Source organism: Spirosoma luteum DSM 19990, assembly GCF_000374065.1.
In the GTDB taxonomy this organism is placed as follows: Bacteria; Bacteroidota; Bacteroidia; order Cytophagales; family Spirosomataceae; genus Spirosoma; species Spirosoma luteum.
The window spans coordinates 985,352-999,205 of record NZ_KB893245.1; the positions used below are offsets into that span (position 1 = coordinate 985,352).

The 13,854-nt window shown below is 52.5% G+C and carries 13 protein-coding genes; 8 read left to right on the forward strand and 5 right to left on the reverse strand.

From position 1 onward, the window contains the following. The first annotated feature begins 20 nt into the window (after positions 1–20). Both B156_RS0104185 and B156_RS0104190 read left to right on the forward strand, forming a co-directional pair. Positions 21–806, forward strand: coding sequence for a M90 family metallopeptidase (locus B156_RS0104185; RefSeq protein ID WP_018618386.1), 786 nt, complete (start codon positions 21–23; stop codon positions 804–806). Between the two features lie 38 nt (positions 807–844). Beyond that, positions 845–2,134 (forward strand): Zn-dependent hydrolase, encoded by a 1,290-nt coding sequence (locus B156_RS0104190; protein ID WP_018618387.1) that lies wholly within the window; start codon positions 845–847, stop codon positions 2,132–2,134. Positions 2,135–2,255: 121 nt separating this feature from the next. Here B156_RS0104190 and B156_RS0104195 read toward each other — a convergent pair whose 3' ends face one another. From B156_RS0104195 to aat, 5 genes are all read right to left on the reverse strand, one after another. After that, the gene (locus B156_RS0104195) at positions 2,256–3,506 is read right to left on the reverse strand and encodes a glutamate-5-semialdehyde dehydrogenase (protein WP_018618388.1); all 1,251 of its coding nucleotides are present in this window, start codon (positions 3,504–3,506) and stop codon (positions 2,256–2,258) included. A gap of 1 nt (position 3,507) precedes the next feature. After that, positions 3,508–3,888 (reverse strand): toxin-antitoxin system TumE family protein, encoded by a 381-nt coding sequence (locus tag B156_RS31890; protein WP_018618389.1) that lies wholly within the window; start codon positions 3,886–3,888, stop codon positions 3,508–3,510. Beyond that, positions 3,885–4,154, reverse strand: a complete 270-nt coding sequence (locus B156_RS0104205; protein WP_018618390.1) for a hypothetical protein — start codon at positions 4,152–4,154, stop codon at positions 3,885–3,887. The genes B156_RS31890 and B156_RS0104205 overlap by 4 nt, the downstream gene beginning before the upstream one ends. Positions 4,155–4,196: 42 nt before the next feature. After that, positions 4,197–5,231: a glutamate 5-kinase gene (proB, locus tag B156_RS0104210; RefSeq protein ID WP_018618391.1), complete on the reverse strand. Its 1,035-nt coding sequence runs from the start codon at positions 5,229–5,231 to the stop codon at positions 4,197–4,199. Between the two features lie 115 nt (positions 5,232–5,346). After that, positions 5,347–5,955, reverse strand: a complete 609-nt coding sequence (aat, locus tag B156_RS0104215; protein WP_018618392.1) for a leucyl/phenylalanyl-tRNA--protein transferase — start codon at positions 5,953–5,955, stop codon at positions 5,347–5,349. Between the two features lie 185 nt (positions 5,956–6,140). Here aat and B156_RS0104225 point away from each other — a divergent pair, with 185 nt between their 5' ends. The 6 genes from B156_RS0104225 (at position 6,141) to B156_RS0104250 (ending at position 13,819) form a co-directional block, all read left to right on the forward strand. Next, positions 6,141–7,046: a dihydrodipicolinate synthase family protein gene (locus B156_RS0104225; RefSeq protein WP_018618394.1), complete on the forward strand. Its 906-nt coding sequence runs from the start codon at positions 6,141–6,143 to the stop codon at positions 7,044–7,046. 84 nt (positions 7,047–7,130) lie between these two features. After that, a complete protein-coding gene (locus B156_RS0104230; RefSeq protein WP_018618395.1) occupies positions 7,131–8,135 on the forward strand; it encodes a 4-hydroxyproline epimerase in 1,005 nt (334 codons plus the stop codon). A 73-nt stretch (positions 8,136–8,208) separates the two neighbouring features. Next, positions 8,209–9,450, forward strand: a complete 1,242-nt coding sequence (locus B156_RS0104235; RefSeq protein ID WP_018618396.1) for an NAD(P)/FAD-dependent oxidoreductase — start codon at positions 8,209–8,211, stop codon at positions 9,448–9,450. 75 nt (positions 9,451–9,525) lie between these two features. Continuing rightward, positions 9,526–11,262: a DUF885 family protein gene (locus B156_RS0104240; protein WP_018618397.1), complete on the forward strand. Its 1,737-nt coding sequence runs from the start codon at positions 9,526–9,528 to the stop codon at positions 11,260–11,262. A gap of 23 nt (positions 11,263–11,285) precedes the next feature. Beyond that, the gene (locus B156_RS0104245; protein ID WP_018618398.1) at positions 11,286–12,842 is read left to right on the forward strand and encodes an aldehyde dehydrogenase (NADP(+)); all 1,557 of its coding nucleotides are present in this window, start codon (positions 11,286–11,288) and stop codon (positions 12,840–12,842) included. Between the two features lie 119 nt (positions 12,843–12,961). After that, positions 12,962–13,819 (forward strand): glycoside hydrolase family 16 protein, encoded by an 858-nt coding sequence (locus B156_RS0104250; protein ID WP_018618399.1) that lies wholly within the window; start codon positions 12,962–12,964, stop codon positions 13,817–13,819. The last annotated feature ends 35 nt before the right edge of the window (positions 13,820–13,854 follow it).

Consider the following 13,854-nt stretch of genomic DNA (forward strand, 5'->3'; position numbering starts at 1 on the left):
AACCGAAAGAGAGTTAGCCAATGATTTTTTTAGGGAGCATACTTGTACTGATAGCAGGCTGGCTTGGCTGGCGGTACTGGCAACGGAAAAGCCGGGAATCCCAACCGCTGCCCGCTACGTATCCCCGGCTTTTGCAGGAACACGTGGCCTATTACCAGTCGCTGAGCGATGAAAAAAAACGGCTGTTTGAGGAGCGGGTGAACCGTTTTCTGCACGATGTCCGCATCGAAGGGGTTGAAACCACCGTAGACGATGTCGACAAGGTGCTGGTTGCCAGCAGTGCCATTATCCCAATTTTTGGCTTCGACGACTGGTATTATCCACTCACGAATGTGCTGCTTTACGAAGGCAGTTTTAATAAAGACTATCAAACCACCGGCGAAGGCCGTAACATATTGGGCATGGTAGGCGAGGGGGGGGCATTGCAGAGTACCATGGTGCTGTCTAAACCAGCGTTGCACGAAGGCTTTGCCAACGAGAACAGTAAAGGCAATACCGGTATTCACGAATTTGTTCACCTGCTCGACAAAGCCGACGGGGCCACGGACGGCTTACCGGAACACTTGATGGAACAGGAATACGTTAAACCCTGGCTAAAACTGATTCACCGGAAAATTAACGAAATCAAGGCCGACCAGTCAGACATTAACCCGTACGGCATCACTAATGAAGCGGAGTTCTTCGCCGTAGTGTCGGAGTACTTCTTCAAACGACCGAATTTGTTGCGGGAAAAACACCCAAAACTGTTTGCCCGGCTGGAAGAAATTTTCCGGCAGAATCCCGCAGAAGCCGATAAAGGTCTGTAAAACAGGTTGTACATTGCGCTTTGTCACAACCTGTAGCCATGGAAAAAACACTACTCGTCTACCTGCTTCTCGCTTCGTCCGCTCTACTTGCCCAAACTCAATCAAGCAGCCTGAAAGTCAACCAGCAACGAATCGATGGCCGACTCCTGGAACTGGCAAAATTCGGGGCGCAGCCCGGCGGGGCATCCCGCGTGGGGTACAGCAAAGCCGATCAGCAAGGCCGCACCTACTTTATTGGGCTGATGAGAAAAGCCGGACTCGACGTAAGCATCGACTTCGCAGGGAATATCATTGGGCGACGGAAGGGAAAAAATCCGGCCCTGAAACCCATCGGTTTTGGGTCGCATATCGACACGGTGCCCAACGGAGGTAATTACGACGGCACTGTTGGCTCCGTGAGCGGCTTGGAACTGGTTGACGTGCTTAACGAAAATAACATCGTAACCGAACACCCGCTCGAACTGCTGATTTTTTCCAATGAAGAAGGTGGCACCATCGGCAGCGGGGCCATGATTGGTAAAATCACGCCAGCCGCGCTGAAAGCGGTAACCCAAAGCGGCCTGACCATGGCCGACGGTATCCGGGCCATTGGTGGTAATCCCGATAGCCTGAGCAAAATGGTTCGTAAAAAAGGAGACCTGGCCGCTTTTGTTGAGCTACACATCGAGCAGGGTGGAATCCTGGAGAAGGAGAACCTGCAAATTGGTGTAGTAGAAGGCATTGTGGGCATTGAAGATTGGGAGGTAACGATTCTGGGTACGCCCAACCACGCCGGTACTACACCCATGAACAACCGGCACGACGCGATGCTGGCAGCCGCCAAACTGACCATTGCCATCAACGAAGTAATTACAAGTCACGAAGGCCGACAGGTGGGTACGGTGGGAAAAATTGCGGTAGAACCGGGCGCGTACAACGTCATTCCGGGTAAAGTGATGCTGGGTATGGAAATCCGCGATTTGTCGTACGATAAAATCTGGAGTCTGTTTCGCGAGGTAGAAAACAGGGCAAAGGAGATTGCCAGAGTCTCTGGCACAACCATTACATTCCGACAACCATTAACGCCGGTGACCCCCGCCCTTACGGCCAAACCGATTCAGGATAAAATTATTCTTGCCGCCAAATCGCTGGGTTTTTCCTACCGGACTATGCAAAGCGGGGCCGGGCACGATTCGCAGGAAGTGTCCCACATTGCACCGGTGGGTATGATTTTTATTCCCAGCGTGGGCGGCATCAGTCATTCGCCCAAAGAGTTTTCGAAAGGGGTGGATATTGCCAACGGAGCTACCGTACTGCTGCAAACGGTACTGGCGCTGGACCGGGAGTAGGGCCAGAAACACCATTTTTCCGGAAGAATCGAAACCGTGAGCGGTAAGATGGCCATTGTCAGCGTAGGCTTATTAGCAGTATAGTCTATGCGGCTACGCGATCCACGGGTCAATGAAAAACTCACCAGCGCACCTGCCCGTCGCCCACGACAATCCACTTCTCGGTGACCAACTTTTCAAGGGCAAATGGTCCACGGGCGTGGAGTTTTTGGGTTGAAATGCCAATTTCGGCGCCCAATCCGAATACTCCCCCATCGGTGAAGCGGGTAGAGGCATTGGCATACACGGCAGCGGCATCGACTTCGCGCAGAAACTGGTCAATAAGGGATTGATTCTGCGACAGAATCGCTTCGGAATGCCGGGAGGAGTAGTTCTGGATGTGCGACAGGGCTTCGTCCAGACAATTTACTACTTTCACGGCGCATTTGTAATCCAGAAACTCGCGGCCAAAATCGTCGGGCTGGGCGTGTTGCAGGTTGGAATAACCAGCTTTCTCAAAAATGGGATAAGCAATTTCGTCGGCGAACACGGCTACATTCCACTTCGCAAAATCGTCCGTCAGCATAGGCAGAAAACGGTCAGCAATGGATTCGTCGACCAGCACGCAATCCAGCGAATTACAAACCGACGGGCGTGAGACTTTGGCGTTCACGACAATGGCAGCAGCCTTCGTCAAGTCCGCTGATGTTTCGACGTAGGTGTGGCATACACCGGCACCGGTTTCTATGGTAGGCACAAGCGAGTTTTTGCGGACAAACTGAATCAATGACTCCGACCCACGTGGAATGATAATATCCACGTAACGGGTTGCGGTAAGTAATTCATTGACCACCGCTCTGTCTGGCGGGAGCAGGGTAACGGCCGCTTTGGGTACGTTGAACTCAACCAATACACCTTGAATCAAACTAATCAGGTACCGGTTCGAGAAATCGGCTTCTTTGCCTCCTTTCAACACGCAGCCATTTCCCGACCGCAGGCAAAGGGAGGCTACATCGACGGTAACATTTGGGCGGGCTTCGTAAATGACGCCCACGACTCCAAGTGGCACCGCGATTTTCTTCAGGGTCAAGCCCTGCTCAATGGTTCGTTCCACTATCACTTCGCCCGCCGGGTCGGGCAGAACGGCTACTTCGCGCAGGCTCTTTGATAGGTCAGCGACGCGGGCTTCGGAAAGTTTCAGCCGGTCGTATTTGGGGTCCGTTTCCAGCATCCGGTGGAGGTCCTTTTGATTCTCGGCCAGAATGTTGGCGGTATGGTCGGACAATACATCGGCCAGCCGATTGAGTAAATCCGTTTTTTGGACTGGCGTTAACCGCCGAACAACGGCAGCGGCTTGTTGCGTCGCCTGGAGGAGTGGAGTAATGGTGTTCATGTTAAGCTTTTTGTAATTGGTCGCCGATGTAAATGAGTACATCGATAAGGACCACATCAAAACTATCAGTTACAACTTCCTGACCGGTTCGGTAGTCGTGCCGGTGATGCGGAAAAGAGGCAATTTTAGGGAAATGCGGAACGTTGTCCCACCGAACAAGCCAACTATCACTGGCAGTTTGCCATTGAAAAGCATATTTTCTGATCGTGCTGGTGATGTATTCATTCGTGTAAAGAACCGACTCGTCGATAAATTCTATGCGCAGCTTCATGTGAAATTTGTCGGCGGTATGATCATGAAGAAGAACTTTGAGTCTGTGTACGATTGGTCTGTCTTCTAAAGAAGCCAATTCACTGGTTATCAGCGATACGTAAAGATTCATTCGACGATCTCTATTGACCCCCGTTTTATCTCTTCGATACTTTGGATTACGTCGGGAAGCATACCCACAGCCGCTGACCAGTCTATGTTATCGTCCCACTCTTCGAATACTTCTTTCTGCGCCGTTTCGATGTGTTTTTCAAATTCAGCCAGTGTCATGCCATACTTGCGTTCCATTCGGGTAATCGTTTCTTCGTAGCGGTGTTTCTGAGCCAGATAGTCGATCATGACCCATTGCTGCACGGTTTGTTTGGTTACCTGTACCATATCGAACGCAGTTAAGGAACAAAGTTGGCTAAAAAAAATGGCCTACAAAAGAACGATGTCGTTGGCATTGGCTACTTCAACGTTTTGCTGGTTAGGCTGCTGAACTAACGTTTCTGACGAAATCCGGGTTCGGGCCACGGCGATGGTTGTCTGTGTCTCGTCTAAAATCTCAATCATCTCACCAGTGGCAAATTCGCCCAGTACGGCCCGAACGCCTACCGCCAGCAGACTTCGCCGTTGCTGCAAGGCCCGCACGGCTCCCGCGTCTATCTGCACGCGCCCAACGGCTAAACTGCCACTGGCCAGCCACCGGTTTCGGGCCGACAGGGCGATGGGATGCGGAACAAACTCGGTTCCGGTTTCGCCCCGCAATGCCCGCGAAAGGCCATCGGGTTCGCTCAGCCCGAAAATGACCACCCGAATGCCCATGCGCGTAGCCAGTTTGGCAAAGGTCAGTTTGGAGGCCATACCTCCCAGTCCCATCGCCGACTTATCAGTTCGGACAACGCCAAAGATGCGCTCATCGAAGTCGGTCACCTGGCGGATAATCTGCCCATTGGCATCCAGCAACCCACCCACCGAAGTGCAGAGCATCAGGGCCTGGGCACCGAAGCCAACGGCAATCAGGGTTGCCAGTTCATCGTTGTCCGAAAACTTCAGTTCCCGGTTGCTCACTACGTCATTCTCATTGGCAATCGGAATTAAGCCATTAGCCCACAGTTCTTCATACGTCTGTTTGAGTTGCAGAAATTGGTCGCGGTTGGCAAAGTGATGCCGTTCGCATAGGCTCTGGGCAATGGAAATGCCGTATATAGAAAAGAAGCGGGAGTACTGGTTGAGCAATAGCAGATTGCCAACAGCCGCTGCGGCCTTTCGCTGGGTAATATCGCCCCGATAGTCCCGAATAAGGGATTTTCCGGCACCTACAGCCCCGGACGATACCAGTACAATGCGGTAGTGTGGATGCAGGGCTGCTACCTGACGGGCAATATCCACCATAACGGGTTCATTGGGTTCGCCGGTTGGTTTGGTAATGGAAGCCGTACCAAACTTCAGCACAAGAACAGGCTTTGACATGCGGGCAAAGATACAGGTTTCGGTTTTTGGTATTCAGTTTACGGGAACTGTAAACCGAGTTATTCCACCGTTACAATAGCCCCCGAAAATCTAAAACCGTAAACCGGATACTACTTCACACCCGCTCGGAAACTTCTGCCGTAAACCGGGCTTTCTGGCGGAGGCCTTTTTTAAGTTGCCGGAGATAATCTGCCTTGGGGATTTCAATCGCTCCATACCGCCGTACGTTGTCGTTGATAAACTGGGTGTCGAGCAGCGTGTATTGTTGCTGGCGCAGAATAAGAATGAGGTGATGAAAGGCAACTTTAGAGGCATTGCTAACCTGGGAAAACATGGATTCCCCAAAAAAAACGGACCCCATTGCCACTCCATACAACCCACCCACCAGCCGATTGTCTATATACGTTTCAACACTGTGCGCCAGCCCCATTTCGTGCAGTTCCGTATAGGCATCAACAATCTCATTGGAAATCCAGACGCTGTCATCCTCCGAGCGGGGTACGGAGCAGGCACGCATAACATCGGTAAAAGCTGTATCGATACGAATCTCAAACTGGTTCCGGTTCAGAACGGGGCGGAGCGATTTGGCTGGTTTATAGCTGTGAATAGGAATAATGGCTCGCGGATCGGGCGCGTACCAATATAACGTACCGTCGGCATCGGCCATTGGAAAAATGCCGTTGATATACCCGTAAATCAGGTCGTCGGCGGTCAGTCTGTTCATAAAACCAGGGGCGCAGTCGTATCAACAAAGATAAAAAAAACGGGTAGAAAGGTATTGAGTTTGCGAATAGATACACCGAATTTAGAAAACATGGTTAAAATAATGCCAGAACCCGGTAAAGGCGAAGGCGTACTGTCAGGCATAATTCGGAACTTTGACTATCTGATTTTAACTCGTTTTACTACATGAACGTTTCTGTACAATGGGAAGGCGTTTACCCCGCGCTACTGACCCCCTTCACGGCTGATGGCCAGGTCGATTTGCCGCTTTTCGAGAAAAATCTCCACGCTCAACTTGATGCGGGTGTTCACGGATTCATCATTGGTGGTTCACTTGGCGAAGCCAGTACCCTGTTGCACGACGAGAAAATGGCGTTGCTAAAGTCGGCACTGGCGGTGTGCGACGGCAACGTGCCGGTACTGGTCAACATTGCCGAACAGGGTACGAAAGTCGCTATTGGGATAGCAAAAGATGCCGAAGCCAATGGGGCCGACGGGCTGATGCTGCTGCCGCCCATGCGCTACCCGGCCGACGCCCGCGAAACAGTAGCGTTTTTTAAGGCCGTAGCGCAGGAAACATCGCTGCCGGTCATGATTTATAACAATCCCTACGATTACAAAATCATGACTACCGTAGCCATGTTTGAGGAACTGGCCGAACTGCCCAACATTCAGGCGGTAAAAGAATCGACCCGCGATCTGACGAATATTACCCGGATGCGGAATGCCTTCGGCAACCGCTTTAAGCTGATGGGCGGTGTGGACACATTGGCACTGGAAGCCCTGTTGCTGGGTTGTGACGGCTGGGTGGGCGGTCTGGTGGACGCCTTCCCACAGGAAACCGTGGCTATTTACAACCTGGCCAAAGCGGGTCAGGTGGCCGAAGCGCTGGAAATATACCGCTGGTTTATGCCGTTATTGGAACTGGATATTCACCCAAAACTGGTACAATACATTAAACTGGCCGCTCAGGCAACGGGCATCGGTTCGGAACACGTGCGGGCACCCCGCCTGCCACTCATCGGCGCCGAACGCGAACAGGTGCTGGCTATCATTGAGAAAGCAATGGCGAACCGGCCGGTATTGGTATAAAGAGTGAACGTGTGAATGAGTGAAAGAGTGGCTGACACGCCAGCTTTCGCTTACTCACAATTTCGCTCATTCACTTTTTAAATTATGGCTGAATTTCATTTTTTCTGCATCGATGCCCATACCTGCGGTAATCCGGTGCGGGTAGTAACGGGGGGCAGCATTCCGTTTTTGTCCGGCGAAAGCATGAGCGAGAAGCGGCAGCACTTCATGCGTGAGTACGACTGGATTCGGCAGGGGCTGATGTTCGAACCGAGGGGGCACGACATGATGTCGGGCAGCATTCTCTATCCACCTACCGACCCCGCCAATGATGCGGGCGTATTGTTCATCGAAACATCGGGTTGTTTGCCCATGTGCGGGCACGGCACCATTGGGACCGTAACCGTAGCCATCGAGCAGAATCTGATTACGCCCAAAACGCCGGGCATGCTGAATCTGGAAGTGCCCGCCGGACTGGTTCGAGCGGAGTACGTGCAGGAAGGGAAGAAGGTGACGTCAGTGAAAATTACCAATATCAAATCGTATTTGGCAGCTGAAAAACTAACCGTTGAATGCCCGGACCTGGGCGAATTGACTGTCGATGTTGCCTACGGTGGTAATTTCTACGCTATCGTTGACCCGCAGCCTAATTTCCCCGGCCTGGAACACTATAAAGCCGAGCAACTTATTGGCTGGGCGCGGGAAATGCGCCAGCGTATGAACGAGCATTACACGTTTGTTCATCCCGAAAACCCAACCATCAATGGTCTGAGTCATATCCTCTGGACGGGGAAGCCACTTCAGGAAACCTCCACCGCCCGCAACGCCGTTTTTTATGGCGATAAAGCTATCGATCGGTCGCCGTGTGGTACGGGAACGTCGGCCCGGATGGCGCAGTGGTATGCGCAGGGGCGATTGAAGCCGGGTGATGTCTTTGTACATGAGAGTATTATCGGGTCTATTTTCAACGGGCGAATCGAAGCCGAAACAGCCTTGGCAGGTCAACCCGCCATTGTACCCAGCATTGAAGGATGGGCCAGAATACACGGGTATAATCACCTAATTCTGGACGACGAAGACCCCTACGTTCACGGCTTTCAGGTAATCTAAAGAGTGAATGAGCGAAAGAGCGATTGCTCTGGATATCGCTCTTTCGCTCATTCACTCATTCGCTCTTTATAAAATGCACATCGGTATTATTGGCGGAGGAATCATCGGCCTGAGTTCAGCCTATTATCTGCATAAGGCGGGCCACCGCATAACGGTATTTGACCAGGGACCCATTGCCGATGGGTGTTCTCTTGGTAATGCGGGGATGATTGTGCCCAGCCATATTATTCCGCTCGCCCAGCCGGGTATGATGGCTAAGGGAATGCGCTGGATGCTGAAATCGACCAGCCCCTTTTATGTGAAACCCCGCTTAAACGCGGACCTGATGCGATGGGGCTGGTTATTTTACCGGCACTCGACTCCCGAACACGTAGAACGATCTATTCCACTCCTGCGCGATTTGAGTTTGCTTAGTAAAACGCTATATCAGGATTTGGCGGCTAATGGTGACCTGGATTTTGAATGGCAGGAACGAGGGCTGTTCATGCTCTATAAAACAGCGGCTGCGGAACGCGAAATGGCCGAAGAAGCCGAAGTAGCTAACCACGCCGGTATTGAAGCTAAGATGCTGAACGGCCAGGAGGTGCAGGATTTTGAACCTCATGCTCGTGTCGATGTGCGGGGAGCGGTTTATTACCCCGGCGACGCGCACCTGAATCCCGGCCAGTTAATTCATTCGCTGGTCACTTACCTTAGTAAAGAAGGGGTAACGTTTCTGGAAAAACATCCCGTAACGGGTTTTGGTACAACGGGGTCACGCATAACCGCCATCCACGCGCGCGGCTCACATGAAGTAGACCAAGTGGTAGTAGCCTGCGGTGCCTGGTCGCCGGAAATGGCGGAGCAATTAGGGCTGAAGTTGTCGTTGCAGGGTGGGAAAGGATATAGTTTTGTGTTGCAGAACGTAGTTAATAATGTTCGGGTACCGGCCATAATGCTCGAAGCCCGTGCCACCGCTACCCCAATGGGCAGCGACCTTCGCTTTGCCGGAACGCTCGAAGTGGCCGGTACCGATATGCAGGTAAATATGAACCGGGTGCGAGGTATTGTAGAGGCTATCAATCAGTATTACCCGGAAGCTCCCGTTGCCATGCCTGCCGTCGAACGGGTTTGGCGGGGGCTGCGTCCGTGCTCGCCGGATGGCCTGCCCTACATTGGTCGCATCCAGAAATACGAGAATGTGATTCTGGCTACAGGGCATGGCATGATGGGATTGAGTCTTGGTCCGGCAACCGGTAAATTGGTGAGTGAAGTAGTAGATGGTCCATCAAAAAGTATGGATATTGCCGCTTTCAGCCCAGAACGATTTGCCTGAATGCATCCAGAGCAATTCCGCTTCCGTGATCCGTTAATGAGTCTTTTTTGTTACTCGCTTCCAACCCATTTTACTATGCAGGCATCACTACATCTACTTTTCGTGCTGTTCGTTGGTACTCTAGCTGGGGCCATTGCCCAGCCGACCTCGTCCACAAACCAACAAACCAGTGACGTGCATGATCTGCTCACGCAGTACGAAGCCGATTATGGAAGCCTGAGTCGGTTTTATGTCGTAGATGGTTCGCCCGAAAGGCGGGAGCGGTTTCAAAAACTGAACGTCGACTATCTGAGCCAGCTACAGCAATTGAATTTCGATCGGATGTCTACCGACAGCCGGGTCGATTACCTTTTGTTCAGGCGTGACTTGCAGGGAAACGCGCAACAACTGGCGCAGGAAGCGACCGAACGCAATCAAATAAAGGCTTGGTTTCCCTTCGCTGATTCGTTGTACGCCATCGAAAAACTGCGTCGGCGGGGCCACAAACTGAATGCCCAGGCGTTGGCCGGAATGCTTAACGCATTGGGTCCCCAGTTGACCACCGCCCGGAAGGAAGTTGAAAAAATGCAGAAACCCGACCCCGCGCTGCTACGTCGGGCGGAAGAAACCAACCGGGGACTACAGAAAGCACTGAAAAGCATTTACGCTTTTTACAATACCTACGACCCCGATTTTACGTGGTGGCTACAGAAACCCTATCCCCAGGCAGACAGTCTGCTGACGGCCTACGGTAAATTTTTCAAGAAGAAAGCGGAACAGGCTGCGCCGGTTAAAGATGATGGCAGCGGCATTGCCGGGATAGCCGTGGGACGGGCCGAACTACTCCGTCAGTTGCAGTTTGCTATGATTCCGTACTCGCCGGAGGAACTGGTCGAGATTGCCAACAAAGAGTTTGCCTGGTGCGACCGGGAACTGCTGAAAGCCTCCCGCGATATGGGATTTGGCGACAACTGGAAATCGGCCCAGGAAAAGGTGAAAAATACCTACGTGCCTGCTGGTGAACAGCCCGAAATGATTTTGCGGCTCTACAACGAGTCCATTGCGTTTCTGAGAGCTAAAGACCTCATCACCATTCCGCCGATAGCGGAAGAAACCTGGCGCATGAACATGATGTCGCCCGAACGGCAGCGGGTTTCTCCCTTCTTCCTCGGTGGTGAACAACTACTCATTTCGTACCCCACAGACGATATGAGCCATCCTGATAAACTGATGAGTATGCGGGGAAACAATCCCCATTTCTCCCGCTCCACGGTACATCATGAACTCATTGCGGGCCACCATTTGCAGGGCTTCATGAACAACCGATACAAAACGTACCGCAATTTTGGCACCCCTTTCTGGACCGAAGGATGGTCGTTATACTGGGAAATGTTGCTCTGGGATCAGGGCTTCCCACAATCGCCCGAAGACCGGATTGGGATGCTGTTCTGGCGGATGCACCGCTGCGCCCGCATCATTTTTTCGCTCAACTACCACCTCGGCAACTGGTCACCCCAGCAGTGCATTGATTTTCTGGTGGATCGGGTAGGGCACGAGCGCGCTAATGCCGAGGGCGAAGTAAGGCGGTCGTTTGTAGGAGGTTATCCGCCCTTGTATCAGTTGGCCTACATGACGGGTGGTTTTCAGTTTCTGGCGTTAAAAAAAGAACTCGTCGATAGTGGTAAAATGACCTACAAGCAGTTTCACGATGCCGTTTTGCACCAGAATGCCATGCCAGTAGAAATGGTTCGCGCTATTCTTACCAATCAGACGCTACCCAAAGATTTCAAAACTACCTGGCGATTTTATCCCCTCGGTGCGGCTTCGCACTGAGATACACTTTCTTTCCTGTCGTTATGATGAATGCTCCCGAAAAAACTATGAGTACCGATTCTTTCCAGGGTATCAACCCTGCTACTGGCCAACCCTTACCCGGCTCCTTTCAGGAAGCAACTGCCGCTGAAGTCGCGCAGGCCTGCGAACAGGCCGCCGTCGCTTTTGTGGAGTATCGAAAAAAATCAGGGACTGAAAAAGCCGATTTCCTGGAAAAGATAGCGGACGAAATTGACGGCATCGGGGATGAACTATTGCAGCGTGCCCAGGCTGAATCGGGCTTGCCGCTGCCCCGCCTGACGGGCGAACGCGGACGGACTACCGGGCAGCTTCGGTTGTTCGCCGAATACCTGCGCGAAGGCTCCTGGGTAAACGCCCGCATCGATACCGCCCTGCCCGACCGTCAGCCCTTACCCCGCCCCGATTTGCGCCAGATGCTTCGTCCGCTGGGGCCGGTGGGTGTGTTTGGGGCCAGTAATTTTCCGCTCGCTTTCTCTGTGGCCGGTGGTGATACGGCTTCGGCCCTGGCGGCTGGCTGCCCAATTGTGGTGAAGGGGCATCCGGCGCATCCGGGTACGTCGCAGTTGGTGGGCGATGCCATTCAGCGGGCCGTTACGGCTTGTGGCATGCCAGCAGGTACGTTTGCGATGGTGCAGGGGCGCACAACGGCTGTAGGCATGGCCATTGTGGAACATACAGCCATCAAAGCCGTTGGGTTTACGGGTTCGCTGCGGGGGGGGAAAGCACTGTTCGATGCTGCCGCCCGTCGTCCGGAACCCATTCCGGTTTACGCCGAAATGGGCAGCACTAACCCGGTTTTCTTTTTACCCCAGATTCTTAAGGAAAAGGGAAGTGCGCTGGCCCAGAACTACGTTAGCTCCGTTACGCTGGGAGCCGGGCAGTTCTGTACCAATCCCGGTGTAGCTGTCCTTCAACAGTCGCCTGAAGCAGATACGTTTATGGAAGTAGCCGCCACGGCAGTTACCGCCAGCCAACCCGCCACTATGCTCACGCAGAGTATTCAGCGGGCTTTTACGGAAGGAATCAATAAACTGACCCACGCCGAAGGGGTTCAAACACTGGGGCAGGCAACAGCCGCCGATAGCTTTGCCAACGGTACACCCATATTACTGAAAACCACCGCCGAGACATTGCTGGCCAATCAGGAACTAGCCGAAGAAGTATTTGGGCCGGGCAGCGTTTTGGTCGAAGCTAACAGCCGGGAACAATTACTGGCTGTAGCGCGGAGTCTGGAGGGGCATCTGACCGCTACGGTATGGGGAACGAACGAGGAGCTCCCCGACTACGCGGACCTGCTCGAAATTCTTGAACAGAAAGTAGGTCGCCTGCTAATTAACGGCTTCCCGACGGGTGTGGAGGTTGGCCACGCTATGCAGCACGGTGGTCCGTATCCGGCCACCACAGACGCTCGTTCTACCTCCGTGGGCACCAACGCCATCCTTCGATTTGCGCGGCCTGTGTGTTACCAAAACTTCCCGGATTCGCTACTGCCCGACGAACTGAAGGCCGCCAACCCGCTGAATATCCAGCGATTGGTTGACGGAAAGTGGACCAGCTAATACGGATGACTTTTGTCTATTTTGGTAATTGATAGGTACCCTGGACTTTAGTCTGGCTGTAATTGAGGTGTTGATGCAGGCCGCCGGACTAAAGTCCAGGGTACTAATTTTAGTTATTTATGCGCAAAATCTGCTTTATCTACCCTGCCCTGATGCTGGCCAGTCTTTGTGGATTCGCGCAATCGGCTGCTTCGCCGGGGCAGAAGAACACTGGTAATGGCTATACATTGGTATGGGCTGACGAGTTTAACATCGATGGAGCACCGAACCCTGAGAACTGGAAATTTGAAACGGGTTTTGTGCGGAATCATGAAATCCAATGGTACCAGCCCGACAATGTACGGTGCAATGATGGCTTTCTCATTATTGAAGGCCGTCGTGAACAAAAGCCCAACCCTGGCTATAAACCCAACAGCGCCAATTGGAAAACGAATCGTCCGACCATTGATTATACCGCTTCCAGTTTGTACACCAACGGGCTGCATAGCTGGCAATATGGTCGGTTTGAAATGAGGGGGCGTATTGATACCAGCCCCGGCATGTGGCCTGCTTTCTGGACGCTGGGCGTAAAAGGGGAGTGGCCTGCCAATGGTGAAATTGATATTATGGAGTACTATCGAAACATGCTTCTGGCCAACGTAGCCTGGGGAACAGCCAAACAATATACCGCTGAATGGAGGAGCACTAAAAAGCCGATGGACTCTTTCAACGACCCCAACTGGTCGAAGAAATTCCACGTCTGGCGGATGGATTGGGACGAAACGGCCATCCGATTGTACGTCGATGATGAATTGCTGAATAGTGTTTCGCTATCCGAAACCGTCAATAAAGACGGAACTGGTATAAATCCGTTTCGGCAGCACCAATACATGTTATTGAATCTGGCGATTGGTGGCGATAACGGGGGAGACCCATCGCAAACTTCATTCCCCCAACGGTTTGAAGTTGATTATGTTCGGGTGTACCAGAAAAAATAACTTGCCCCGTCGTTAAAAAGCAGTTCGTCTGCTCT

What these genes read in the sequence shown, in the direction of transcription:
- B156_RS0104235 (WP_018618396.1), top strand. Translation starts at nt 8,209, where the DNA reads ATGCACATCGGTATTATTGGCGGAGGAATCATCGGCCTGAGTTCAGCC.
- B156_RS0104230 (WP_018618395.1), top strand. Translation starts at nt 7,131, where the DNA reads ATGGCTGAATTTCATTTTTTCTGCATCGATGCCCATACCTGCGGTAAT.
- B156_RS0104240 (WP_018618397.1), top strand. Translation starts at nt 9,526, where the DNA reads ATGCAGGCATCACTACATCTACTTTTCGTGCTGTTCGTTGGTACTCTA.
- B156_RS0104185 (WP_018618386.1), top strand. Translation starts at nt 21, where the DNA reads ATGATTTTTTTAGGGAGCATACTTGTACTGATAGCAGGCTGGCTTGGC.
- B156_RS0104205 (WP_018618390.1), bottom strand. Translation starts at nt 4,154, where the DNA reads ATGGTACAGGTAACCAAACAAACCGTGCAGCAATGGGTCATGATCGAC.
- B156_RS31890 (WP_018618389.1), bottom strand. Translation starts at nt 3,888, where the DNA reads ATGAATCTTTACGTATCGCTGATAACCAGTGAATTGGCTTCTTTAGAA.
- B156_RS0104195 (WP_018618388.1), bottom strand. Translation starts at nt 3,506, where the DNA reads ATGAACACCATTACTCCACTCCTCCAGGCGACGCAACAAGCCGCTGCC.
- B156_RS0104250 (WP_018618399.1), top strand. Translation starts at nt 12,962, where the DNA reads ATGCGCAAAATCTGCTTTATCTACCCTGCCCTGATGCTGGCCAGTCTT.
- B156_RS0104190 (WP_018618387.1), top strand. Translation starts at nt 845, where the DNA reads ATGGAAAAAACACTACTCGTCTACCTGCTTCTCGCTTCGTCCGCTCTA.
- B156_RS0104245 (WP_018618398.1), top strand. Translation starts at nt 11,286, where the DNA reads ATGATGAATGCTCCCGAAAAAACTATGAGTACCGATTCTTTCCAGGGT.
- aat (WP_018618392.1), bottom strand. Translation starts at nt 5,955, where the DNA reads ATGAACAGACTGACCGCCGACGACCTGATTTACGGGTATATCAACGGC.
- proB (WP_018618391.1), bottom strand. Translation starts at nt 5,231, where the DNA reads ATGTCAAAGCCTGTTCTTGTGCTGAAGTTTGGTACGGCTTCCATTACC.
- B156_RS0104225 (WP_018618394.1), top strand. Translation starts at nt 6,141, where the DNA reads ATGAACGTTTCTGTACAATGGGAAGGCGTTTACCCCGCGCTACTGACC.